The 25759-nt window shown below is 43.1% G+C and carries 27 protein-coding genes and 1 pseudogene; 14 read left to right on the plus strand and 14 right to left on the minus strand.

Annotated features, from left to right (window positions below):
- Positions 1-25: 25 nt before the first annotated feature.
- Positions 26-391 (plus strand): MerR family transcriptional regulator, encoded by a 366-nt coding sequence (locus IGI42_RS03010; RefSeq protein WP_438714188.1) that lies wholly within the window; start codon positions 26-28, stop codon positions 389-391.
- A gap of 22 nt (positions 392-413) precedes the next feature.
- Positions 414-1004: pseudogene (epsC, locus tag IGI42_RS03015) on the plus strand (serine O-acetyltransferase EpsC).
- A 126-nt stretch (positions 1005-1130) separates the two neighbouring features.
- Here the strand turns inward: epsC and IGI42_RS03020 are convergent.
- Both IGI42_RS03020 and IGI42_RS03025 read right to left on the minus strand, forming a co-directional pair.
- Complete coding sequence (locus IGI42_RS03020; RefSeq protein ID WP_438714189.1) at positions 1131-1856, minus strand: dihydrofolate reductase family protein; 726 nt, start codon at positions 1854-1856, stop codon at positions 1131-1133.
- Positions 1849-2415 carry a flavodoxin family protein gene (locus IGI42_RS03025; RefSeq protein WP_438714190.1) on the minus strand — a complete coding sequence of 189 codons (567 nt, stop codon included), beginning with the start codon at positions 2413-2415 and terminating at the stop codon, positions 1849-1851. Before IGI42_RS03025 ends, IGI42_RS03020 begins: the two co-directional genes overlap by 8 nt.
- A gap of 264 nt (positions 2416-2679) precedes the next feature.
- Between IGI42_RS03025 and IGI42_RS03030 the strand changes: the two genes are divergently transcribed.
- A complete protein-coding gene (locus tag IGI42_RS03030) occupies positions 2680-3552 on the plus strand; it encodes a DUF3737 family protein (RefSeq protein WP_438717003.1) in 873 nt (290 codons plus the stop codon).
- A 98-nt stretch (positions 3553-3650) separates the two neighbouring features.
- Here the strand turns inward: IGI42_RS03030 and IGI42_RS03035 are convergent, their stop codons facing one another.
- On the minus strand, positions 3651-4376 hold the full coding sequence (locus IGI42_RS03035) for a dihydrofolate reductase family protein (protein WP_438714191.1): 726 nt from the start codon (positions 4374-4376) through the stop codon (positions 3651-3653).
- Positions 4377-4579: 203 nt separating this feature from the next.
- On the opposite strand from IGI42_RS03035, the gene IGI42_RS03040 reads away from it, so the two are divergent.
- From IGI42_RS03040 to fghA, 11 genes are all read left to right on the plus strand, one after another.
- On the plus strand, positions 4580-5227 hold the full coding sequence (locus IGI42_RS03040; protein WP_438714192.1) for a TetR/AcrR family transcriptional regulator: 648 nt from the start codon (positions 4580-4582) through the stop codon (positions 5225-5227).
- A gap of 65 nt (positions 5228-5292) precedes the next feature.
- A complete protein-coding gene (locus IGI42_RS03045) occupies positions 5293-5583 on the plus strand; it encodes a hypothetical protein (protein ID WP_438714193.1) in 291 nt (96 codons plus the stop codon).
- 159 nt (positions 5584-5742) lie between these two features.
- Positions 5743-6384 (plus strand): TetR/AcrR family transcriptional regulator, encoded by a 642-nt coding sequence (locus IGI42_RS03050; protein ID WP_438714194.1) that lies wholly within the window; start codon positions 5743-5745, stop codon positions 6382-6384.
- 93 nt (positions 6385-6477) lie between these two features.
- A complete protein-coding gene (locus IGI42_RS03055; protein ID WP_438714195.1) occupies positions 6478-7332 on the plus strand; it encodes an ABC transporter ATP-binding protein in 855 nt (284 codons plus the stop codon).
- The gene (locus IGI42_RS03060; protein WP_438714197.1) at positions 7325-8083 is read left to right on the plus strand and encodes an ABC transporter permease; all 759 of its coding nucleotides are present in this window, start codon (positions 7325-7327) and stop codon (positions 8081-8083) included. Before IGI42_RS03055 ends, IGI42_RS03060 begins: the two co-directional genes overlap by 8 nt.
- Positions 8084-8111: 28 nt before the next feature.
- Positions 8112-8258, plus strand: a complete 147-nt coding sequence (locus IGI42_RS03065) for a cysteine-rich KTR domain-containing protein (RefSeq protein WP_438714198.1) — start codon at positions 8112-8114, stop codon at positions 8256-8258.
- A 259-nt stretch (positions 8259-8517) separates the two neighbouring features.
- Positions 8518-9114, plus strand: coding sequence for a TetR/AcrR family transcriptional regulator (locus IGI42_RS03070; protein ID WP_438714199.1), 597 nt, complete (start codon positions 8518-8520; stop codon positions 9112-9114).
- Between the two features lie 12 nt (positions 9115-9126).
- Positions 9127-9831 (plus strand): ABC transporter ATP-binding protein, encoded by a 705-nt coding sequence (locus IGI42_RS03075; RefSeq protein WP_438714200.1) that lies wholly within the window; start codon positions 9127-9129, stop codon positions 9829-9831.
- A gap of 2 nt (positions 9832-9833) precedes the next feature.
- Positions 9834-12200, plus strand: coding sequence for an ABC transporter permease (locus IGI42_RS03080; protein WP_438714201.1), 2367 nt, complete (start codon positions 9834-9836; stop codon positions 12198-12200).
- 417 nt (positions 12201-12617) lie between these two features.
- Entirely contained in the window at positions 12618-13733 is a 1116-nt protein-coding gene (locus tag IGI42_RS03085) for an S-(hydroxymethyl)glutathione dehydrogenase/class III alcohol dehydrogenase (RefSeq protein ID WP_438714202.1), read from the plus strand.
- A 4-nt stretch (positions 13734-13737) separates the two neighbouring features.
- Positions 13738-14580: an S-formylglutathione hydrolase gene (gene fghA, locus IGI42_RS03090; protein WP_438714203.1), complete on the plus strand. Its 843-nt coding sequence runs from the start codon at positions 13738-13740 to the stop codon at positions 14578-14580.
- Positions 14581-14990: 410 nt separating this feature from the next.
- On the opposite strand, the gene IGI42_RS03095 is transcribed toward fghA, so the two are convergent.
- From IGI42_RS03095 to IGI42_RS03145, 11 genes are all read right to left on the minus strand, one after another.
- Positions 14991-16436 carry a PTS transporter subunit EIIC gene (locus tag IGI42_RS03095; RefSeq protein ID WP_438714204.1) on the minus strand — a complete coding sequence of 482 codons (1446 nt, stop codon included), beginning with the start codon at positions 16434-16436 and terminating at the stop codon, positions 14991-14993.
- A 93-nt stretch (positions 16437-16529) separates the two neighbouring features.
- On the minus strand, positions 16530-17360 hold the full coding sequence (locus IGI42_RS03100; protein ID WP_438714205.1) for a PRD domain-containing protein: 831 nt from the start codon (positions 17358-17360) through the stop codon (positions 16530-16532).
- Between the two features lie 18 nt (positions 17361-17378).
- Complete coding sequence (locus IGI42_RS03105; RefSeq protein WP_438714206.1) at positions 17379-17858, minus strand: PTS sugar transporter subunit IIA; 480 nt, start codon at positions 17856-17858, stop codon at positions 17379-17381.
- A gap of 309 nt (positions 17859-18167) precedes the next feature.
- Entirely contained in the window at positions 18168-18938 is a 771-nt protein-coding gene (locus IGI42_RS03110; protein WP_438714207.1) for an SDR family NAD(P)-dependent oxidoreductase, read from the minus strand.
- A gap of 148 nt (positions 18939-19086) precedes the next feature.
- Positions 19087-19491 (minus strand): MerR family transcriptional regulator, encoded by a 405-nt coding sequence (locus tag IGI42_RS03115; RefSeq protein ID WP_438714208.1) that lies wholly within the window; start codon positions 19489-19491, stop codon positions 19087-19089.
- 171 nt (positions 19492-19662) lie between these two features.
- A complete protein-coding gene (locus tag IGI42_RS03120) occupies positions 19663-20709 on the minus strand; it encodes a zinc-dependent alcohol dehydrogenase family protein (RefSeq protein ID WP_438714209.1) in 1047 nt (348 codons plus the stop codon).
- Between the two features lie 107 nt (positions 20710-20816).
- On the minus strand, positions 20817-21986 hold the full coding sequence (locus tag IGI42_RS03125) for a MalY/PatB family protein (RefSeq protein ID WP_438714210.1): 1170 nt from the start codon (positions 21984-21986) through the stop codon (positions 20817-20819).
- A gap of 58 nt (positions 21987-22044) precedes the next feature.
- Positions 22045-22896, minus strand: coding sequence for a LysR substrate-binding domain-containing protein (locus IGI42_RS03130; RefSeq protein ID WP_438714211.1), 852 nt, complete (start codon positions 22894-22896; stop codon positions 22045-22047).
- 287 nt (positions 22897-23183) lie between these two features.
- Positions 23184-23741, minus strand: coding sequence for a cyclophilin-like fold protein (locus IGI42_RS03135; RefSeq protein ID WP_438714213.1), 558 nt, complete (start codon positions 23739-23741; stop codon positions 23184-23186).
- An 88-nt stretch (positions 23742-23829) separates the two neighbouring features.
- Complete coding sequence (locus IGI42_RS03140) at positions 23830-24849, minus strand: alpha/beta hydrolase (RefSeq protein ID WP_438714214.1); 1020 nt, start codon at positions 24847-24849, stop codon at positions 23830-23832.
- 117 nt (positions 24850-24966) lie between these two features.
- Positions 24967-25734, minus strand: coding sequence for a C39 family peptidase (locus IGI42_RS03145; RefSeq protein WP_438714216.1), 768 nt, complete (start codon positions 25732-25734; stop codon positions 24967-24969).
- Positions 25735-25759 lie beyond the last annotated feature (25 nt).

Consider the following 25759-nt stretch of genomic DNA (forward strand, 5'->3'; position numbering starts at 1 on the left):
AGCTTAAAAGAAAGGAAGGCTATAGATGAATATAGTAGAAGCGGCCAAGAAGACAGGCGTTACACCAACGATATTAAGACATTATGAGCGGGTGGGCTTTATTCCGCCAGTGCAAAGAAACAGTGATGGTTCCCGCGTATTTAACAGCAAAGATATTGAATGGATCAGATTTGTGCAATGTATGAAAAGTGTCGGTTTATCGATTGAATCTTTAATTGAGTATTCCACCTTATGCAAAGAGGGTCAGGACACGATCCTGGCCCGTAAAGAGTTATTGACAGAGGAACATGAAAAGTTGCAGTGTCGCTGCAACGAAATGACTGACACGTTGGTGCAGCTATCTAATCGGATTGAAAGTTATGATCAGGAAAATACTGAATGCTATCCTTGATTTTCTTGAGAGGAGGAAGGAAATGAGCTGGTTTAAGCAGGTAGTGTAATCCGCCAACCGAAATGACCCCGCTGCCCGTTCTACGCTAGAAATTTTGCTGACTTATCCGGGAGTTCACGCTTTGCTAGGACATCGTCTCTCCCATTTTTTGTACCAGCACCAGCTTTTCTTATTGGCTAAGCTACAGGCTGTCTGGTGCCGCTTTTTGACGGGGATTGAGATTCATCCCGGCGCTCAAATCGCTCATGGTGTCTTTATTGATCACGGGATGGGCTTAGTGATTGGCGAGACTGCCGTTATTGAAGAGGACGTGGTTTTGTTTCACAGTGTGACCTTGGGTGGAACTGGTAAAGATACCGGCAAGCGCCATCCAACGGTTAGAAAGGGGGCTATGATTTCTGCCCATGCTCAGATTCTGGGAGCAATTGTTATTGGAGAACAAGCCAAAATTGGCGCTAGCAGTGTAGTTTTGGAAGATGTGCCTGCCCACACAACCGTCGTGGGTGTTCCAGACGCTGTGGTTCGGGTCAACCAACCGGTAGTGCAAGAAATTAAGACACCAGTCAACCTAGCAATTGAAGGAAAAGCTATAACCCCCTGCGGTTGCCACTAATCGTCTCCAAGGATCTACAGCTTATTGAAGTCTGTCGATCCTTTTTTTGCGTGGCGTCGCCTGTCTTTTGTGAGCTGCAACGTCAAAAAAACCTTCTGCTATCACACTCTGCAGAAGGTCAATTTCTTATTGGTTATTCACTAAATACCGCAGCCATAAGGTCCCATCCTTGTAGGTACTGCTGCTTTCCAAGCTGAAGGTAACTGGTTTGGCCTCAGACAAGCCCTCTTTGGTTTCAAACAAGGAGGGCATATCCGAGGAGCCGTCCGCTACTGGCGTCATCACCACGCTGAGTTCATCGCACATCCCAGCTTGGATAAAGGACCAGTTCAAGACACCGCCGCCTCCCAGCATGATCATTTTCATACCGAACAATTCTTGTAATTTCTTCACAGCCAATACCGGATCGATGCTGTCTTTTCCGGCGATGATATAAGAAATATTCAGCTTGCGCAGAAAATGCTTGTAATCGTCGCCGACTTTTTCCGATAGAACTTCGATAACGTGGGCCTTGGTATCCCGATAGGTCAACAGATTGCTTTCCCAACCTAAACGCCCCGAAGCATCAATCGAAATATAATACATTGATAAGTCATGCTCCGCTACAAAGTCTCCCGCTGGAACTGCCGGAAAATCTGTTTCCAACACGGGCTCTTTGTAATGAGTAAAATTATCATCTGTCGTTGTTCGACCAGACAGCCAACCTTGGTGATCATAATGACGATTTTTCCCGAAGGCTATTTCATAAAAGAGATCTCCAGACTTGTCGCTTTCCGGGGTGTCCATGTAAGAGCCTAAAATCTTTCCATCTAATGAGGTAAACATGTGGCAAAAAATATACGGTCTAGTCATTTTGTTTGCTCCTTGTAATCGTATTTTTTCCTAACTGGAAGGCTTCTTCCAAATAGTTCTGTTTGATGATGTGCTTTCCGTCTTCGATCTTGGTTCCACCAGCTAGGCACATGCCAAGGTCCTGCCACTCAATCGCTTGGGTGACAAAGCGGTAATAGGAAACCGACTGTTCAAAGGTCCAAAATTTTTCATCTCCGGCCGTCATCAGCAGCATCGTTTCCTTCTTAGGGAACTTGTCTTCTTTAGCCGTGGCATACAAACGCTCAATAAAAGCCTTGATGCGGGCGGAAATCGTCCAAAAAAACAACGGGGAGGCAAAAACCAGCACGTCACTCTCTTCAAACAACGGATACAGCTTCTGCATGTCGTCTTTAATCACACAACCGCCGCTTCTCTGGCAAAAATTACAGCCGCGACATCCTTCGATTTGCTTGTTGCCAAGAAAAATCTTCTTCACCTGATGACCGGCTTCTTCCGCCCCGGCGATAAAGGCATCCGTCAGCTGCATGGTCGAGCCCCGCGGTGTGCCGCTGCCCACCAATACTAAAATTCGTTTCATTTTGATCCTCCCCTCGTTCCCTTTAAGTCAAGCCTAACACTTAACCTCGACATCAAGTCAATCGCTTTTCCTGGATTTTAGGAAAAGAAATTTTTTCAAAAGAAATTCGTTTTTTATCGTTGACTTAACCTTGACTTTAAGTGATAGAGTGAACTCATCAGCTGGAAGAATACCAGCCGAAACGACTGACTCATTAGCCAACCGCAGCAGGAATACCCTGAACAACTTGCCCTGCTAAAAAAAGAAAAGAGGAAAATTAGAATGATGAACACGATTGACCAACAACACCTAACCGGAGAACGTGCCCTATTTAAAAGCAACAACCTAATTGTAAAAAATTCCGTGTTTGAAGACGGCGAATCTCCATTAAAAGAAAGCCGCAACCTGGACATCAGCGACAGCATCTTCCGCTGGAAATACCCATTGTGGTACTGTGAAAACGTTGCAGTTTCCAACACTACTTTGTTAGAAACTGCTCGCTCTGGCATCTGGTACACCAACAACATCACCATTACCGACAGTATTATCCAAGCACCGAAAACCTTCCGCCGCGGCAAAGATATTCGTTTGACCAACGTCCACATGCCAAAAGCCGAAGAAACCTTCTGGAACTGTGAAAATATCACCCTGGACAATGTCCAAGCAGAAGGCAATTATTTTGCCATGAATAGTAAAAACATCACTGCCGTTGATTTTTCACTAAGCGGCAACTATGCCTTTGACGGTGCAGAAAACATCGAAATCCATAATTCCAAATTAATTTCCAAAGATGCGTTTTGGAACTGTAAGGATGTCACTGTCTACGATTCAGTGATCATCGGCGAATACCTAGGTTGGAACTCTATCAACTTGCGCTTTGTGAATTGTTACATCGAAAGCGAGCAAGGCCTGTGTTACGTGGAAAATCTGGTGATTGAAGACGGCAAAATTGTTAATACCGATCTGGCCTTTGAATATTCGACTGTGGATGTATCGGTGACAACTGCCATTGATAGTGTGAAGAACCCGATTTCTGGCAGAATTAAAGCAAAAAATATTGGTGAGCTGATTATGGAAACCAGCGAAATTGATCCCGCTCAGACCCGCATTTGCCTGACCGAAGCCTGTGAAAATATGACGGCTTTGGCGAATAACTAAGGCTGAAAAAATCAAAAAAAGGTGGGACAAACTGATAATGGTTCGTCTCACCTTTTTTGATTTCTGTTGCTTTCAATTAGTGCAGTAATACCTCACTATTAGATAGTGTTCGGCTTGTATCTCAGCCACAGCGTCCCGCCCTCCAGTACCTCCGCTGAATTCAAAGTAAAACCGATAGGACCGGGCTTGCCTGTGAAGCGTGAATTAAACAGCGCTGTATCTTGAGGATCACCATCCACCGCCGGAGCGACAATCAAGCTGACCTCATCCACTAAACCAGCTTCTAAAAAGCTCCAGTTTAAGACACCACCACCGCCCAGCAGAAGATTGTCCAAGCCATAAATCGTGGATAATTTTTCCAAGACCAGCTCCAGATCAATTGTTTCTTTTCCGGCGATTAGATAAGGTATTTCCTTTTTAATCAGAAAGGCTTTGTACTGGTCAGTTACTTGTTCCGTGAGAATCTCCAATACATGGGCCTCCACATCGGCATAAGACGTTGTGTTATCCTGCCAGCCTAATTTGCCAGTCCGATCAAAAGCAATGAAATATTTTTCTTTGCCTAAATTAATAATATGATCTCCTTCAGTCACTTCAGCGGTTACTTCCCTCAGCTCTGGCTTAGCATGATTGGTGAATTCTTCTCCGGTGCTACTGCCATAAAGCCAGCCTTGAAAATGAAAACTCGCCGGATGATTCTCCTGAAAACCAATCGATTTGAATAGTTCAGCGGCGGGCTTGCACTCCGGGGCATTAGCGAAAGAACCGGTAATTTTACCATCCATTGAAGTGAAAATATGCAATGTAATCTTGGGTCTAGTCATAATAATCTACTCTCCTTTATGAGCTATAAGTCTTGCTCTATTGTCCTCACTCTATCACTTGATGTCGTGGTTAAGTCAAGGGGAAAGAGAACTATTTTAGGATACGAAGAAAATTTATCTGAACGAACCGTAATTGACAACATACACGGTGTATGTTAACCTAAACTTACAAACACAATGTATGTATACAAAGGAGGCCTACAATGCCGCGTAACAAATATCCTGAAGAAACAGTCCAGAAAATTTTGGATGCTTCTATGAAACTCTTTCTTGAAAAGGGCTATGAAGAAACCACGGTGCTGGATATCGTCGATGAGCTGGAAGGCTTGAGCAGAGGTGCATTTTACCATCATTTTAAATCCAAGGAAGAAGTTTTGGATGCATTGGGAACGAAGTTATTTTGGGACAACAACCCTTTTGAAAAAGTGATGGCGGAAAAAGAGTTGACTGGTTTAGAGAAAATAAAAAAAGTTATCAAACTGTCCTTACAAAATGAAGATCAGCAAAAAGTCGGTGTCATGTCCATTTCGCTATTAGAGAATCCTAGAATCTTAGCCGAATTTATGGAAAGCAACCAAACTGTTGCTGCTAAGCTTTTTGAAAAGCTCTTTCAGGAAGCAATTGAAGATGGCTCGATAAAGGATATAAAATACCCCAAAGCGTTACCCAGCTTATTTACGTTACTGCTAAATGTTTGGTTGCCGCCAGCGATATTCCCTGGTTCTAAAGCGGAAGTGCTGGAAAGACTCTATCTGATGAAGGATATCCTAGATTTAATCGGTGTTCCTGTTATTGACGATGAAACACTGGGCTACGTTAAAAAGACGTTGGAAACTATACTAACTGAATAAAATTGCTCCGGCAATTTTATTTTTTTAAATACATACATACACCATGTATTAAAGGAGGAAATAATATGACAGAAGAAGAATTTGAAGCAGCATTGGAACATTTTGGTGATGTGATTGAGGAAACAGTGGAGGAAGCAGCCGATTTGCTAGATAAGTCCCTCACCTGTGCCTGGAGATTTCGACCGGTTCGGATAGTCGGGAATACGATCACCTTTCTGACCGGCGTTGGACTGATCGTCAGCGCTGTACCCTTTGCTGAAAACGGATACGATAAAACGGCTAAGGCCTGCTTAATTTGTGGCAGCCTCGTGATTGCCGGGAAAGTGGTTGAATATGCTGTATTTAGGAAGAAATGAGGTTAGAACAATGAGGAAACTGTACTTTTGCGTCAAATGGACAACGATAGCTATCATTACGGCAATTGCGGTTGTTGAACTATTGTCTGATATTCCTGATAGCTCTGATAACTAAATCGATATACATTCATACTGTATGGATGTTTAAAGGAGGATATGATGACTCGAAACAAATATCCAAAAATCACCGTCGAGAAAATTCTAAAAGCAGCGGAGCACCTATTTCTGGAGAAAGGCTATGACAACACCACTATTCAGGATATCGTCAATGAATTGAATGGGCTGACCAAAGGGGCCGTCTATCATCATTTCAAATCGAAAGAAGATATTATGGATGCGCTAGGAGACAAGATGTTTTTTGATAATAATCCTTTTGAATCTGTCAAAAAACGGACTGATTTAAATGGCCTTCAAAAAATGCGCCTAGCCATCATGCTGAATAAAGCCGACGAAAATCAATTGGAATTATCCAAACAGTCCCTGCCCCTCTTGAACAATCCCCAGGTGTTAGTCCGAATGATTGACTCCAATCGTCGAATTTTATGCCCTTATTGGCTGGAGTTGATTGAGGAAGGTCAAAAAGATGGGTCGATTCATACAAAGTATGCCGCAGAATTAGCTGAATTTTTGTCTTTTATTGATGTGTGGTTCGTGCTTTCGGTGACTGGCGATAGCGTTGAGAAAATGCAGCGCAAATATCGATTTATCTTTGAAATACTAGATAAAATGGGGCTGCCGATTTATGACCAGGACTTGGAAACATCAATCAAATCACTGCCTTTTTTCGCTGAAGCCGACTAAGTAAACTTGTCTTTTGCTTCTATACATTCATCTATCAGGTATGTAAGTTTTGTTTCAGTTTTACTGCAAGAAAAAATCAAAGGAGGAATTACCGTGTCTAATTTACCTATTTCTATCGAAGCATCCGCACTAAAGAAAAGCTATAAGGATAAAGAAGTGCTCAATGATGTCAATTTTAAGGTTCCCAGCGGTACAATTTATGCCCTGCTGGGTTCCAACGGTGCCGGAAAAACCACCATTGTCAAAATCCTATCGACTTTGTTGAAACCAGATGAGGGTTCTGTTCACATTAATGGTTTTGATTTGGCAAGCCAAGGAGATAAAATCCGCGACTGTATCAGTTTAACTGGCCAATTTGTGGCCGTGGATGAAGTGTTAACCGGCCGGGAGAATTTGAAACTGATCGGGCAGCTGCGACGTCTGCCGAATATAAAACGGAAAATTGTTGAATGGTTAGCCTTTTTTAACTTAACGGATGCAGCTGATCGTAGGGTCTCCACTTATTCTGGCGGGATGCGGCGGCGCTTGGATATCGCTATGAGCCTGATGGTTAACCCGCAAGTTCTCTTCCTTGATGAACCCACCACCGGACTGGACCCGCAAAACCGGATCGCTATGTGGGATCTGGTAAAAAATCTATCCGAAAAAGGAACCACCGTCTTTCTGACGACGCAATATTTGGAGGAAGCGGAATATCTGGCGGACAATGTAGCGATTCTTCATAAGGGGCGGATTATGGTGGAAGGCACACCCCAGGACTTGAAAGAAATCATGCCCAATCGCGGAGTGAAGCTGAATTTCACTAGTGAAGAAAAAGCGGCGGAAGCATTGAAGCTGTTAAGTGCCAATGATATTGCTGTTGCTGCGGTTGAACAAGATTTGCCTTCATTGGAGGATGTCTTTTTAAGCTTGATCGATGAAACAAAGGAGGAAATTAGCCATGCGTAAGACCATTTTTGATTCATGGATCATGTTTAAACGTTGCTTGGCCATTTCTTTAAGAAATCCCGAGACCCTCTTAACCGCAACTGTTCTACCCTTTATCGTCATGCTTTTATTTACTAACATCCTGGGTAATATGACCCAGCTGCCAAACTTTAGCTATGTCGATTTCATTGTACCTGGCATTATTATGCAGAGCATCGGTCAGGCTTCGCAATATTCAGCCATGAATGTCGCCACCGATATGACTAAAGGGATCATCGATCGTTTCCGAACGATGTCAATTTCAAAATCGGCGGTGATTATTGGTCATACTGGTGCTGGAGTTATCAGAAATTCCATTTCCATTGTTATCATTATCGGTACAGCCATTGTGATAGGTTTTAGGCCGCAAGCCGGTTTTCAAGATTGGGCGATCGTTATCGGGCTGCTTATTTTAGTGAACATTGCCATGTCATTGATTAGCGTCATGTGTGGACTGATCGCGAAATCGGCGGAAGGTTCCATCAGCCTAATGCTTCCTTTCTTTATTCTTCCCCTTGTTAGCTCCGGATTTGCCCCGGTGGATACGATGGCGGACGGCATACGCTGGTTTGCCAGAAATCAACCGATGACACCAATTATTGATAGTATCCGATCGTTGACCTTGGATTTGCCTTTAGACGATAACCTGACGATCGCTTTAGCTTGGTGTATCGGCACCATCCTTGTGGCTTACTTTGTTTCGCTGCAGATTTATAAAAGGAAAATTGCTTAGGACCACTTTTTGATGAATGCCAGAAAGGATGAGGATATTACGGAGCATCCGCTCTGTCTGCAACGGGAAAAACCAAATCAAAATTTGTGCAGATATCCTCATCCACCGGCTACCATTGTACTGTTTCAAATGCAAACAAGAAATATTAGTTAGTGTGAAAAATTTGAATGAATAACTATAAAAGAGCCATACGCCAAGACACATTGCCGACAACGATTATGGAGATTTCACCTTCCAGCTGTCGGTTTTTGTTTGCGGTTAAATCAACGGCACACGCTGACTGTCCAGTTGACGTGTGTTTTTTACATCCTTTTTACCTTAGTCTATCCTCAAATATTCACACGATTTTCCGTGGATTGACCTTTCACTGATTAAAAGGTACAATATTTATGAATAGTTTATATATTTCGTTCATAAAAATAGGAGGGTTCAGCATGTCCAAAGGAGAAAAATGGTTTTCAGAAGAGGATAAGGAACAGCTAAGAGAGAAACTTTGCATTGAATGTGAGAACTTTTGGAAAACAACTGGGTATAAAAAAACATCTATTAGTAAGCTGACAAAAGCCGTAGGAATTTCGGTTGGCGCTTTTTATTCCTTGTTTTCTTCAAAAGAGGAATTGTTTTTACGCACGATCATGGAATTACAGGCGCGGATAAAGCGTCAGATAGATTCTTGCATAAAAGATAACCCCAATAAGCTGGGTGCATGCAATGCGATAAAGTATCTATTTGGAGAATATCAGGAGCATCCCTTTCTCTATGATTTTTCATCACCTGACTTTTGGGCACTCATTGAAAAGCTGCCAGAGGATCAATGGCGCCAGATTCAACAGAATAATTTGGATTATCTGCAAACGATCGTTAAGCGAACCCATTTAGAGTTTAAAGTTGCCCCAGCAAAAGCTCACGCCATATTGGCGACCCTCCTTTATACAGTTACTTTGAAAAATGAGCAATCCTATAGTCGTCAAGAGGTATTTGACTTTTTAATTGATTGTACGTTTGACCGCCTGTTTTCCCAAGCTGAATAGGAGGAATTTATCTTGAAAAATATCGTTGAGTTTAAGAATGTCTGTAAGGAATTTGGAAGCGACGAGTTAAAAACGGTCGTATTAAATGGTGTGACCTTCTCTATTCACGGTGGGGAAATATTGATCATAATTGGAAGCAGTGGAGCCGGGAAAAGTACGATTTTAAATCTTCTTGGCGGCTTAGATAGTGCGACAAGTGGAGAAATTTTTGTTGGTGAGGAAGATATTTCAAAATACAATGAAAAACAACTATCCGACTATCGTGCAGAAAAAGTTGGTATTATCTTTCAAGCTTACAATCTTATACCTAATTTGACTGCGTTAGAGAATGTTGTTTTTGGATCAGAGGTCAAGCAAGATACGTTGAGCCCTGAAGATATCTTAAAAAAAGTCGGTTTGCAGGATAAATTAAATAAATTCCCCTCAACACTATCCGGTGGTGAACAACAACGAGTAGCCATCGCACGGGCTTTGGCGAAAAATCCGCTGCTATTGTTATGTGATGAACCTACCGGAGCTTTGGACTATCAAACAAGTAAAGCTGTGCTTGAATTATTAGAACAGCTGAACCAAGAATTCCACAAAACAGTGATCATCGTCACCCATAACCTTGCCCTATTGCCAATGGCTGATCGAGTTATTACAGTGAAAAACGGAAAGATATTTGATGTAAAAGAAAATGGTTCTCGCAAGTCTGTCAAAGAACTGGAGTGGTAAAAATGACTTTATTCAAAAAAATGATTCGAGATATTATGAGCAGTAAAGGACAATTCGTTTCTATTACTATCGTCATTTTTCTTGGTGCCTTCTTCTTTACTGGTCTATCTTCTGGTAGTCGATTACTAACAGAATACTCTGATTCCTATTATTCCAAAAACAATCTGTCGGATTTATGGCTGTACTATTCCAACATCTCAGAAGATGAGCTGTCCGAGCTAGACCGGATTGAAGCTATCGAAGATTACGAACTGCGATTTACCTTTCAAACTACTTTAAATAATAAGAAGCTGAAGGTTCATTCCTTTGATGAAAATTCCTCAATGAATGAACTTTATGTCATGAAAGGCAAATTACCAGAGACGCCTTTTGAGATTGCAGTCGACAATGAATATGGCAAAGCAAACAAATTAGGTATTGGGGATGACTTGGATTATCTCGTGGATGGCAAAACCGTTTCTTACACCATCACTGCCTTCATTGAGAGTCCTGAATACGTCACTAAAATTGCCGAAGATGGAAATGGCTTTCCCGAACACGATAAGTATGGCATCGCCTATGTGCATTATTCGACTATTCCCGAACTTTCGAAATTGACCGGAATTCATGTAGCCTATGATGAGCTTCTAATAAAAACGAAAACCTCGGCCAATCGGAACAGTGTAATGCATCAGGCGGCAGCGGCCGTTCAAAATGATACCTATCTTTATGGCTACACAAGAGAAATGAATCCAGGTATTTCATCATTAGCTGCCGATATTGAGCAGTTCGAAAGCCTTAGCATCGCTTTTCCAGTTGTCTTCTTTTTTGTGGCCATGCTGATGACTTATCTAGCCATGCGCAGAATCATTGATATCCAAAAGGTTCAGATTGGCATTATGAAAGCCTTAGGGGTAAAAGCGAAAAAAATAGCTCTTCATTATATGGCCTTTCCGATTGTTCCCGGTCTGGTGGGTTCATTATTGGGTGGTATATCGGGCAGTCTCTTTGTTCCGCAAATGATATTATATTTATTGAAGGATACCTACGATTTGCCTGGAATTACTTCACGGCTCTATCTCCTGCAACTAGTACCGATATTGCTGGTTTCCATTCTGTTAGGTATGATCGGCGCATTTTTATCTTGCTGGAGAGTGTTAAGACTGAATGCATCAACAGCCATGCGGCCCACAGCTCCTAAAGCGGGACACCATACTTTATTTGAAAGATTTGCTAGATTTTGGTCTAATCTATCCTGCCAAAACAGGATGATCGTCAGAAATATAACCGGAAACAAACTAAAAACCATTCTGAGTTGTTTAGGCCTTAGCTGCAGTGTTGCACTGTTGATCACAGGATTTGCCATGTATGATTCTACTGAAGAGTTAATTGATCGGACTTACTCGGAAATATACAACTACGATGCCATCCTAGAGCTGAACTATTTTACATCAGAACATGGGGAAGTTACTTTAACCAATCCAGAAGAGTTAAAATTCCCAAATGGCGTATCCAAGCTATCTGTACCAGTTCTGAACTTTGAAACAACCTCCAATAGTCAAAATACCAAAGGAACCATCCGGGCACTGGATAACAATTCTGACTATTTTAAAATAGTGAACAGTGAACTGCAGGAACTAGCATCCCCGGAAGATGGATTTGTTATTTCAAAACGACTGGCAGACCAATACAATTTAAGGGTTAATGACACTTTGACGGTGAAATTAACCGATTCCTTTTATAGTGGAAAAACCGTTGAGGGAACCATCCGAGATGTCTCAGAACAATATTTGACGCAAGATATCTACTGTACCCCCTCATTTTTAGAGAATCAAGGTGTTCAATTGAACCCGCTGACCGTGTATGTGAATTTTAAAGAGGGGATGACCGCAAGCAAATTTGAGGATTTATATAAAGATAACAGAATGGTCAGTTCAATTACTTCTTTAGAAAGCCAAAGAGATGCAGTGGAAATCTATACACAAAGCATGGTGGGCATTTTACTAATCATGGTCTTCGGTGCCATGTTGTTGTCGTTTGCAGTGATTTATAATATATCATTAATCAATATTATGGAAAGACGTATACCGTTAGCCACTATGAAGGTGCTGGGTTATCAGAAGAAAAGAATTATGCGTGTTCTTGAATACGAGAACCTAGTATTGTCAATCATGGGTATAGTAGTCGGCATACCTCTTGGACTTCTTTTAATGCAAGTCGTCTTTGATACAGCAACAACTGATAGTATGAGTTTCCCGTATGTTATCTTTCCTAGATCAATCATTTTTTCTTGTATTTTAACTATTCTTTTTACTATCCTATCCTGTGTCCCTCTTCATAAAAAAATTAAAACAATTAACATGATTGAGATCCTCAAGCAAATCGAATAATCTTGACGAACTAGATTTATCTGATAACAGCTAAAATGGTAGTTACAATAATGTATGGTGACTTGACTACAAATGATTTTAAAATGCTGTCTATGGTATTTGAAAAGCATAATATGGGAGAAGATTATTTCTCAGCCATTTTGAACAGTACACAAAAAATAGAATTTATTATCGATAAAACTACAAGAACTGTAGTCAAAACATCCTCAAGCAAACAAATTCTCACTACTATTGAAAATGTCGAAATTCACACGTAAATTTTCAAAACAAACAACCAGCATCACTACATTACCCAGTATTGCTATATCCATTTTTCCCTGTATACTTATAATTGAAATACGTGAAGGATTCTACGTTTCGTATTCGCAAGATTTTAAAGTAGAGAAAAACGCTGCTTTTGAAGAAAGAAGGAATAGTATGAAGAGTCGGGCTGCTGTTGCATTTGCTCCAGGAAAACCATTGGAGATTGTTGAAATCGATGTTGAAGATCCAAAAGAAAATGAAGTGATGGTGAAAATTCTGTACACGTCGGTTTGTCATACCGATGCGTTTACCTTATCCGGTGATGATCCAGAGGGTGTCTTCCCTGCTGTTTTGGGCCACGAAGGTGCGGGAATTGTGGTAAAAGTCGGGGAAAACGTGACTTCGGTTAAAGAAGGCGACCATGTTATTCCATTATATACACCAGAATGCGGTAAGTGTGAGTTTTGTTTGTCGGGAAAAACTAACCTATGCTCTGCTGTCCGTGAAACCCAAGGAAAAGGATTAATGCCTGATGGCACCACTCGTTTTTCCTACAATGGCGAACCAGTCTATCATTATATGGGAACCAGTACCTTTAGTGAGTACACGGTGGTAAACGAAATCAACTTAGTCAAAATAAATAAAAATGCGCCGCTAGATAAAGTCGGATTGTTAGGCTGTGGGGTGACAACCGGGATTGGTGCCGTTGAAAATACTGCTAAAGTTGAAGCAGGTGCGGTTACTGCTGTCTTCGGTTTAGGAGCGATTGGACTGGCTGTGATTCAAGGGTTGAAAAAAGCCAATGCCAAACGCATTATTGCGGTGGATACGAACCCTGACAAATGGCCGTTAGCACAAAAAATGGGGGCCACTGAGTTTGTGAATCCAAAAGAATTTGATCGACCAATTCAAGAAGTCATCATTGAAATGACCAATGGCGGAGTGGATTATAGTTTTGAATGTATTGGGAATGTTGAAGTAATGCGTTCTGCCTTGGAGGCCTGCCACAAAGGCTGGGGCGAAAGCATCATTATCGGCGTTGCCGGAGCTGGTAAAGAAATCCATACTCGTCCCTTCCAGCTAGTAACCGGGCGCGTTTGGAAAGGCTCTGCTTTTGGCGGTGTAAAAGGACGCACTCAATTGCCAGGAATGGTGGAAGATTACATGAATGGCGAGATCGACTTAGATTCCTTTATCACCCATCACTTAGATTTTTCGCAAATTAACGAGTCGCTGGATTTATTGCATCGGGGTGAATCGATTCGCACGATGTTAACTTACGGAGGGTAGAGCTATGACTGTAGAAATACTAGAAACGCATCGCTCATTTGGCGGCAAACAAATCAAATATCGTCACACGTCAAAAAGTTTGAAGTGTGAGATGACCTTTAGCTTATTCTTGCCAGCAGAGACCCCAGATAAAAAAGCGACCCCACTGATCTGGTGGTTATCTGGTTTGACCTGTACCGATGATAACTTTAGTCAAAAAGCAGCTTTCCAAAAATATGCGGCTGAACAAAATATTGCTTTCGTTATGCCGGATACTTCTCCAAGAGGCGAGACAGCTGATAGTGAAGATTGGGATTTAGGCCAAGGTGCTGGTTTTTATCTAAATGCGACGCAAGACCCTTGGAAAGAAAACTTTCAAATGTATGACTATTTAATCAAAGAATTACCAGAGATCGTCTATCCTTTACTGCCTAATTTTTCAGGAAAAGAAAGTATAATGGGCCACTCTATGGGCGGTCACGGCGCTTTAGTTTTAGGCTTAAAAAATCCTAAGCGCTTTGCGGCGATTTCCGCCTTTGCGCCCATCTCAAATCCTAGTAATGTGCCTTGGGGTAAAAAAGCCTTTACTGCTTACTTAGGGGAGGACCCATCCGCTTGGATCCAATGGGATGCCACAGAAATCTTAAAAACCGTGGATGAAAATCACCCGCCGATTTTGGTGACTCAAGGGACAGATGATCCCTTTTACGAAGTGCAATTAAAGGAAGAGGCCTTTCTAGCTGCAGCGAAAGTTGCCGGTGGTGAAGTCATCTATCAAAAAGAACGAGGCTATGACCATAGCTATTTCACGATTGCTACGTTTATTGAAGCACATATTGCTTTCCACCAAGCACAATTGAACAAGTAGACCGAGCTATAAAATTTAAGAGTGTACAGAAAATGGTGACTTTCTGTACACTCTCTTTTTTGCCAGTCATGCTTTTCACAGTAAACTTAGAGCGCGATCAAATCATTAATAGACACTAATTGTTGGTACGTACTGTTTAGCATGATGGTATGCGCAGGAAGATAGAACTCATTTTTCCCGTTTTCGGAAAAATGAATTCGATAAAATGAGTTAGCTGCCAGTCATGCTTTTCACAGTAAACTTAGTGCGTGATCATATCGTTAATAGACACTCTTTATTGGTACGTACTGTTTAGCATGATGGTATGTGCGGGAAGATCAAATTCATTTTTCCCGTTTTTGGAAAAATGAATTCGATAAAATGAGTTAGCTGCCTGGAAATTTCTTTAGATCAATCGTCCAGGCCTCTTCTTACTCCACTGCACCAGTCATATTAATCGTGTCCTCCATTGCTGCCGGAGCTTCCTGTACCTCCACAGCTTCTTCCCTGTATAAAATCAAAGTCGCTACAAAGGTGCCCATCATTCCCACACCACAGCCAATGACCATCCACACTAAGTTCATAATGTTATCCGTGATATAAATCGGGAAAGCAAACACACCCGCACTGGCCGCAAAAGCATATGCATGAGCTCTACCTAATCCAGCAATTGCCCCACCGATTAAACTGCCGATCGCTGCACCAATCATTGGTCTTTTAAAGCGCAGGTTGATCCCGAACATCGCTGGCTCAGTCACCCCAGCCAACACTGCGGTAATCGCACAAGTAGCTGCGGAAGATTTAATGCTGACAGATTTCGATTTAAAGGCCACGGCTGCCGAAGCTGCACCTTGGTTCAAGTTGGCAATAATAATCGCGGTCAAAGCAATCGGTTCATAGCCCAATGTCGCAAAAGATTGGGTCAAGTATGGTGTGATGGCTGAATGCATCCCAGTCAACACCATGAATGGCCAAGCGGCTGCCAAGATCGCAACGCCGACAAAGCCCATCGTGTTGTATAGCCACATCACACCGGCTGTAATGTACACGCCCAGCATTGCGCCAATTGGTCCGATTAAGCAAAGCGTCAAAGGAATCATGATTAACAAGGTCACTAGCGGTTCCAAAATCGCCCGAATCGCTACCGGAGAAAAGCGAACCACCTGTTCTTCCACTTTACTCATAACAAATACCGCAATAATTGCCGGGAAAATGGTGCTGGCATAAGAAGCGCTATAAACCGGCACTGATAGGAAATCCAAACGACCTTCAGCCAGCGCATTGATGAAGTTGGGATGAATCATCATCGCTCCCAGCATCATACCAAGGCCCATGTTCCCGCCGAACTTTCTAGCTGCCGTTGCCCCAACAAATACGGGAAGGAAATAAAAGCCAGCGTCTCCTGCGAAATCTAAAATAATATAAGTGCCGCTCTCAGGACTAATTGCACCAGTCAAATTTAACACTAAGGTGATGATCTTCAGCATCCCTGAACCGATCAATACCGGTAACAACGGTGACACACAACCGGCAAAGGCATCAAAGACAGCCGAGATACTAAATCTTTTCTTCTCTTTCGATCCCTCCACCACTTCATCGGCCGCTTTAGCTGCGCCTTCGATGTTGGTAATTTTCAAAATTGCGGCATAGACATCGCCAACCTGCTGGCCAATAATAATTTGGAACTGGTCTCCTGACCACTGGGAACCCACCACGCCGGTCAACGTTTTTACCGCCGCTTCATCCACTAAGCTTTTGTCCTTCAAATTAAAACGCAGTCTGGTCATACAATGGGTGAAGAAGGTTACATTTTCTTCGCCGCCCAAACTTTCAATAATACTGCTTGCTAGCGCTTGATAGTTTTCTTTTTTCGCCATTTTAAATTTCTCCTTTTTCTAATTTTAGGTACATAAAAACCCTCCACAAAAACCCCCGACTAAATCGGAAGCTTCTGTGGAGGGGTAATGCCCTTAACGGTAACAATCCTCTCGCGTGCATAATCGATTAATGTGTAACATGATGTAAAGCAATTCTTCAGAATTCGGTTCCCAACCGTAATGATCACGGATGTAAGCAATCACCCGTTGTGCTGAGTGAAAGGACTGGGGATACTCCTGCTTCACCGAGTCTAAAATTTTCATATTTTCTGAATTATATTTATTCTCACTACCTTCTCTGCGTATAAAGTACTGCATGTGGGAAACAAAGCGAGCATAGTTCATACTACTGCGATTAATCATCAGTTGAAAGTCATCCTCGATAATCGTGGTGATATCCTCCAGCATTTGCGATTCCTTCTGGCTGTCATTACTTTGGCTAGTGTAGCTGTTAATCAGATGCATAGCAATGCCTAACGCCTCATCGGGATAAAGCACCACTCCCAGCTTTTTCTTGATTAGCCGCAGCGCATACTCCCCCACCTTAACCTCCAGCTTGTGGAGATGCCGGACATCGTAATAAATCGACAGCTTCACCGGCATATTCTTATTGTGCCGTAGGATGGCAAAGTTGATATGATCCGCCAAGGTGAATAATAAGTTCGACGGCAGCTCATGCTCCACCAGCATTGATGCATAGTCCACAATGTTGGCAGTCAGCTTCAACACATCCTCCGGAATCTCATTAATCAGCTCCAGGTAGCGGGAATTCACCCCGTAGAAGGTTCGCTCCACTTTGCTGAGGTCGGTTAATTCGTAAGGCGTCTTGGGAAAGCCAATGCCGGTGCCCATCGCAATCAATTCGCAGTTATTGTTATCCAGACAAATTGCCACGTTGTTGTTGATTTTCTGGATCACCTTCATTTGTCCGTTCCTCTTTTCCTACTCAATCTTTACAACTGGTGTGTCGCCTTTAGTAACTACGCCGTCTTTCATTAATACCGACAAGCCTTTCAGCTCATTGCCATTGGTGACCACCATTGGCGTGGTCAGGTCGATGCCCTTTTCCTGCATCAATTCCCGATCCACTGTGATCAGTGTCTGGCCATTTGTCACCTTGTCTCCTACCGAAACCGCCACTTCAAAGCCCTCGCCGTTTAATGCCACTGTGTCTAAGCCGATATGGATCAAGACATCTGCACCTGAATCGGTAGTGATGCCAATCGCATGCTTGGTTTCCGCAATCATTTTCACCGTGCCGTTACAAGGGGAGGCAATAGTCATTCCATTATACTGGAAGGCCACCCCGTCTCCCATCATTTTTTGGGCAAAGACTTGATCTGGCACCTCTTCAATTGGGATGATTGTTCCACTGACGGGTGCTGTTAACACGCTCTCTTTTTTCTTAAAAATATTAAACATCTCTTCTCACCTTTCTATTCAATTGGCTTCGCCAACTTGTTGCCTTTTTAGGAAGCCGAACTCCGATAATTTTGTCATAACAGGCTTGCTGCTAGTGAGTGCTTAGCATAAAAAAACACAGAGGCCCCCGAAAGTAGTTGAACTTTTCGGTAATGCCTCTGTGTGAGTAACAATCCTGTTTTTCTATTTGAGTAGATGCTATCACATAGAAAAAGCGCTGTCAATCCTTTTTCACCAAAAACGTTCAAGTTATTTAATTCTGTTAGTTATTTCCTTATATAGAAATCCCCGACTCATTTTTCTGTTTTTTTATAAGAAGGCACCATTACAAACCTGCAATACTTGCCCCTTCACACGGCGACCCATTTTACTAGCAAGATACAAACAAGCATAGGCTTGATCGATCGGTTCGGTTTCCGGCAGATCCCAGTTGCAATACTTGCCGCCAAACTCTAACATCTTGTCGCCCCCAGGCTGTTCGCCGGCTTTATTAGCATAATGCGCCGGAGTCAATGTGGCTCCTGGAGCAATCGCATTGCAGCGAATATCCGTGTTACTTAAGCGAATGGCTACATTTTTCGTTAGTGTGTTTAAAGCTCCTTTGGTCGCGGTGTAGGTGGCTCCGCAAATCGGACGTTCGCCATTGACTGAAGAGACATTGATGATTACCCCATCATTTTTCGGCAGGAAATACGGCAGGGCTTCTCGGATATAACGCATCGGTCCAGCTAAATTAATGTTCATTACCTGCTGCATCCATTCGTCTGTCGTCTCATCAATCATCGTCTGTTCACCTAATCCAGCGTTATTTACTAAGATGTCCAGATCCCCAAATGCTTTAACTGTTTCAGTGAAGACGCGTTTTGTATCCTCGGTTGAGCCGATATCGGCCACAATCCCCAGCGCCTTTTGACCCTTAGCCTGGATACCAGCCACTACTTCATCCAGCTTGTCTTTTCCCCGAGCGGTTAAAACAACAGCCGCACCTTCGTTGGCAAACAGCTCCGCAATTGTCCGTCCCATGCCATAGCTTGCTCCTGTGATGACCGCAACTTTTCCTTCCAGCATATATTTATCCATGTCCGCTTCCTTCTTTCACCTTTATTTGATATATTCACCTTAGCACTTAACCTTAAGATTAAGTCAAAGGTTTTTTTCAAAAAAGTGATACTCGTCGATTTCATAGCGGAAAAGGGTTGCATTTTTTGCCAAAAAAAGAAGCGATGAATTAATCCATCGCATCTATAGCTGTCCAATCTGGCAGACGATCCTCTGCTTCTTGCAGTGTGCCGTTTTCATAATCTTCAATTTTACTGTCCAAGCGTTTCAAGGTAGCACCAATTTCTTCATATTTAGCAGCCAGTTGTTTGCGTTCTTCCTCCAATAAGCGTTTGCGTTCGCCCAAGGTAGCATCGCCTTGCTGGTACAGACTGGTATATTCAATCAGCGACTCTACAGAAAGACCGGAGCTGCGCATACATTTGATAAATTCGATCCAGTTTAAATCCTCCCGCTGGAAATCGCGGACACCGCCATTTTTTCTCGTAACTGGCGGGATCAATCCCACGCGTTCATAGTAACGCAAAGTGACTGGGGTAACGCCCATTATTCTTGCTGCTTCTGATATATTCATGCTCTCACCTCGAACTCTTTCTAGCTATACTATAGCATCTTTTTTCGCCTTTCACTACTTTTTGAAGGCTTGGTAAGTAAGTAAAATCCTAATGAAGAATCCCATGCTGGTCAGACTTAAACCGAACTGTCCACCGATTTCCCACTAGGATGTAGGAATCATTCCCCAAAATTAGTCTACTTCGCTGATAATCACCAATGATTTGATGGCTTCCCGTTTATCCATCGCTTCATAAGCTGCCTGGATATCATCCAAAGCAAATTGTTTGGTAAACACTTTTCCTGGGGAAATCTCACCGTTGATAACCGCATCTAGCAGAACCTCTTTGTCGTAAGTAGTTACTGAAGCAACTCCGCCACGCAAACCAATATTCTTCCAGAAAAGGGAACTTGTATTCATTTCAGCTTTTTGTGGCACACCCACACGTCCAATAATTGCACCTGGACGACAAATTTTAGTCGCTGTCTCTACCGACATTTCGGTCCCAACACATTCCAACACAGCATCTGCTCCCGCATTGTTGGTCAGTTCCAACACTTTAACAATCGCTTCATCGCCACGTTCTTCGATGATATCCGTTGCGCCGAATTCCAAGGCTATATCTTGACGGTCCTTATAACGACTCATCAAAATAATGCGTTTTGCCCCCAATAACTTAGCACCAATCACACCGCACAATCCAACAGCGCCATCACCAATAACCACGACAGTTGAGCCATCTGCTACTTCCGCTGTTTTCGCTGCATGATAACCGGTGGCCATAACATCTGCCAAGGTCAACAGTGAATTGAGTGTTTCTTCAGAATAATCCGAAGGCTGTCCAGGAACTTTAACCAAGGCCCAATTAGCATTAGTAAAACGCAGGTATTCTCCTTGATAACCAGCATTTCCCCCTGACTCCACATTGAGGCAATTTCCATCAAAGCCTGCCTTACAGGCTGCACATTCGCCGCAACCGTGAGTAAATGGAACAATCACAAAGTCACCTGATTGAATGTCAGTCACCGCTGCTCCTACTTCTTCCACAATCCCGATTGCCTCATGACCAGCATGACTGTTTAGTGCCCGCTTAGAAATCCCCCGATACCACCACAGGTCCGATCCGCAAACACAGGCCCGAACAATTTTGATGATTGCATCGGTATCTTTTTCGATCACCGGTTTTGGTGCCTCGTGTACTTCCATTTTCCCTGGTTCAATAAATGTTGCGACTCTCATAATAATGTACTCCAATCTTTTCGCTAAAATTTAAGGAAGTCTGGCACTTTACTTTAGACCTTCCTCTGTCTTTGACTATAAGTCTACGCCATGGAGTTAACTCCAAGTCAAGCGAATTCCTTTTTGAATTGTTGAACACCAGACAATAAACGCAGCATGCCGTCTTCTACCCGGGAAAAGTTTGTAGCATAATTCAGGCGGATGAATCCTCGAGCGTTTTCCCCGAAAATTGCTCCAGCCGTTAAGTACAAACCAGTTTTCTCTCGGATAAATTGGCACAAGGTTTCGGCATCCTCGGTCAGCAGGGAACAATTTAGCCAAGCTAAGTAGGTAGCTTTACTTGTTACCAAGGTAATTTCCGGTAAATATTCGGCGATAAAGCCCTCAATGTATTGCCGATTGAGGTACAAGTACTGATTTAATTCCTCCAGCCACGCTTCGCCTTCTGTGAAAGCTGCAATCGCCGCTTGGACCGCAAAACTGTTAGGCTCTGCCACCTCATCGGTATTAATACCACGATTCACCAGCTTTCGCAGCTTTTCATTTTTCACCACAATCGCCGCTGTTTGCAGACCGGCAATGTTGAAAGCCTTAGTTGGTGCACAGCACATGATGACATTATTGACAACTTCCTCAGAAACCGCATAAAAAGGTGTGTAGCTTTCACCAGGAAAAGTCAGGTCACAATGAATTTCGTCACTAATAATCACGACCCCATGCTCCAAGCACAGCTGACCGACCTTTTCCAAAGTAGCGGCATTCCAGATTTTACCAATCGGGTTATGAGGGTTGCAAAAAATCATTAGTGATGTATTCTCATCCGCCAGCTTGGCTTCCAGATCAGCAAAATCAATCCCGTATTCACCGGTTTCATAAACCAGATCGCTGGACAGAACGGTCCGATGATTATTAACGATGGAATTATAGAAAATATTGTAAACCGGCGATAAAATTACCACATTATCGCCTACCTTGGTCAGCTTGCGGACAATCGAGGAGATCGCGGGAACCACCCCAGTACAAAACATGATCCAGTCTTCCTTCAGGTTTACGCCATGGCGACGGCTCCACCAGCTAGCAATTGACTGATTGAATTCAGACGGTATCGAATTGTAGCCGAAGATTCTATGGTCCGTGCGCTTTTTGATAGCCTCGATAATAGCTGGCGCTGTTTGAAAATCCATATCTGCCACCCACATCGGCAGCTCGCCTTCGGATACCTCCCACTTGTAGGAATTCGTTTGAAACCGATTGGTTAGTTGATCGAAATTTTCCATGCTTTCCTCCTTGTGACTTGATCTTAGGGCAAGTATAGACCTTAACCTTCACTTTAAGTCAAGAAGGAATTTGATTTTTCAGCTCCAGCATTCGTACTTCAGCCAAAAACATCCGACTGTAGTGGGGCAGCGGTTGCTCTTTTTTCCACACTAAATAGACATTTGCTTCTACCGGGGGACTAAAAGGAATAAATTGATAGCCTTCTCCAACTAAGTAATCATTGACGACCCCATAGCCCATTTCCGCTTCGATCAAATAAAGAGCATCTACTAATGATTCGTAGACCGCTGCTATGCGAAAAGCCGCTAAACGTTCAACAATTTCCTGATGTAGTTCTGGTGACAGCTGCTCTTTTTTAGGCACCAGCAAAGGCTTTTCCCTCAGCTCGTCCACTGATAACACATTGGGATGACCCTTTTCAGGTAGCAGAATCCCCCAACGATCTGTAGACGGAAACTGGTAGCTGTTGAATTTGTCCCGGTCAAAGGGGCCGCTAATCAACCCAAAATCAATCAGCTGCTGGTCCAAAAGCTCTAAAATTGTCTGCTGGTTTTCCTGTACAAAGTGGATCGTCTGAAGTGTCGTTTCTTCCATCATTTTTCTTTTCACTTTTAACAACTGCGGCAGGACGTGGCTGTCCATCGTAGCCACCGACAATTCTGTTTGTCGAGTTTGGTTGAAGGAATAGCGGAATAAAGATAGAATTTCCTTCGCCTCAGCAAACAACTCCGCTCCGGCTACGGTCAAGACAAATTGCTTGTTTTCAAACACTTGGATATTCAATTGTTTTTCTAAAGTTGATAGATATTCGATTAGTTCTGCTTCGCTTAAGTTTAGCTTTTTGGCAGCGGACTGGGGGCTTCCCTGTTCCACGCATGCCACGAAAGAATCCAATATTTTCTGATCCATCTAGCTCGTTCTCCTACTTTCTAAACACAAAAATGGTAACGGTATCTCCAAATTTTATTGAACAGATCGAGAAAGTTGCTTCTGATAGCTGTATCTATATATCTCAATACTAGAAGGAATTTGTGAGTGTTCTGTGATAAAAAATACAAGTCTTCGCAAAACAATTTATGTTTGATGATCTTGCAGCGATTCAGCCCTTTAACTAGTGATCTTTGTAGCAAAACTGGCGGTCAAGAAATTCTTAAGAAAAGTTTTTTCTTCCTATTATATAAATAAAAACGCTCCGCTTATTCAACTAATTCAAAGGTCACCTCAACTCCTCTGCGGCCTACCGCCTGGGCCAAGCCAGTAGTATCTTCCATGCTAGCAATCCGGCTATAGGAATAAGTGGTCGGAAAATCCTTGTAAAACAAAACTAGACAGCTGGCTCCGTACAGCATAAGGTCGCCGTTTCTAATTGTACCAACTCGTTGACTATTAGTTGGCAGGCTTCCCGGAAGATAATAATACTTTTCATTGCCGTTTAACTCGTCCATGCTAATCGTCATCGGCAGCATGGCTTTAAACGCCTCCCCAGTTGCGCCCTCGGTAATCGTTCCATTAAATGTTTGATTCCCTACTGTAATAATTAAATGATTCATCGTAATTTCCTCGCTTTCAGATGTTTGACTTGTTGCAGTTTCAATAATAGTGCTGGAAGCGACGGCTAAATTTTGACTAGCTGTCGTCGTTTGAAGGGTACTGTTTTCTTCCCTTGGCTGGCTACTTTCCTGATTCACTGTCCAGGTGGTAGCGCTGCAGCCACTCAAAATAAGCAAATAAAACAGTATTCCTAGTTTTCTCAATAAAAGTCCCCTTTCAAGTTTTCTTGCTACCACTCTACACCTTAACCTTAACGTCAAGGCAACAAAAAAAGCAGATTTCTCCGCTTTTCTATGATTCTATGTGATTTTGCCAAAAGACCAGCGCCCGATCTTCCCAGTTTTCTGCTTCAGTACCGATCCCCAAGCCAAAGCCGTGGCCAACTCGATGAAAGGTCACGATCTCAGCATCGACACCGCTATCCTGCAGGTTCTGAATCCGGGTACGCATGGTGTCGGCACTGGCAATCGGGTCGTCTTCACTAACTACTGCGAATGTCGGTGTGTCCTCTTCGCTGTAATTACGATGTCCGGTATAAGCAGTCACGATCGTTGCTGGATCTTCGCGGGCGTCGCCGCCATATGCGGCAACACCATTCGTGCCGATATTGGCAACCATTCGCGCCCCGGCTGAGCTACCCCACAAGGAGTAATCCTCGGTAGAAACCGCCAGTTCGTCGGCATGATCTTCAATAAAAGAAATCGCTTGTGCCAAATCTTCGGTGGCAATCCGTTCGTGACCCACCTCGTATTTCAACACAAAGGCATTATACCCAGCTTGACTGATATCCCTAGCATATGGGAAACCTTCATGGAGCGAGCCGACATAGGAAAAACCGCCCCCTGGTGCAATGACTGCATATGGGGCATCAGCTTCTCCTCGATAATAGAATAGCCCAGTATTGCGTTTCTGGGGATTTTTTGCTAGCTCTTCCTCCGTATAAATCGAATAAAAAATTGTTTGGTCGTTTTGTGCGTCTTCAATTAAATGATTCACCGCAGCCACCGAATTTTCTGGATCGATCTGACTATGATAAGGCATCAGCTGATCTATTTTAGACAAGGGCAGGTCAACATCCACTGTCCGACTGTCCTGCGGCAGCAGTAAATTACCAAAACCGTCAAAAGCCGGATGATCGGTCATGTCACCAACCCGGTCATTTACAGTTAACAGCCGATTTTTATCGCTTTGATGAGTAACTTCACCTGGAGAATTTGTCATTGACGGATTCGGTCCCCTCCGTGAATGAAGCAAGAATACTATAGCCAGACACAGAACGCCAACTAGTACCCAAGAAGCTTTATTCCACATGCACTTTCGCCTCCATTGTAGTAAGAAGGGCTTCACAAACTAACTCAGTTTTATCGCCACTAAGCTGATTTGTGAAGCCGGGTATCATAAACATTGGTTTGACAATTTGCCCAAAAATTACGCTTGGCTAATATCGCTTAAGTAAACAAACTGCCCACCCATTTTGTTGAAGATGGTTTCCATTTTGTCCCATTCCACCGGCCGATCCTTTGTACCGCTAGGGTCATTAAGGTACACCATCTTCTCTGTTTCAAAGCCGGTAATCACAGCGGCATGAATTAATGGTGAGACCATCGTGGTACTCTCATCCATTTCCCAAGGTCGGAAATCTTTATCGGTAGGCACCTCAAAATCAATCGTGGTCACAATCCATACTGGCGTTCCTGCCGCAACAACCGACATCAGCTCATCAAAATTGCCTTTTGAACCAACGGATACACCGAAGCGATTACCGACTGTCTCCTGAGCTAATCTTGCTATAGGCTCAACAGCAACACCCATCGTCTCCCGTCCTTCGTAAATATTTCCGACGAACCCTTCGTGGGGATTACCATATTTGCCATTTTCAGTGATCAGCGGAACATAATCCAGTTGATCGGCTAATTTATTTTTATTTGTATCCACCCCATGATACTGCAAAAGCATCGACAGAGCCGTGACTTCACAGCCATTTCCTAACGCTTCGCCGGCAAATTGATTTTCCAGAGGAACGTCTAAGCGAATTTGGCTAGGAAGTGGTTCCGGCTCACTGGTTTGAACTGGGATGGCCTGCTCCTGCGTCGCTTGTTCCGTGTAAACTTGCGGCTCATGGATAAACAGGCGGGGTGATTCTAAAGTAAAAATAAGGGCTAAAGTGATCATGGTAAGTTTTCCTATCTCCTTCAAACAATTTCCTCCTTAATAAACAATT

The sequence above is a fragment of the Enterococcus sp. AZ109 genome (assembly GCF_051714625.1).
GTDB lineage: Bacteria > Bacillota > Bacilli > Lactobacillales > Enterococcaceae > Enterococcus_A.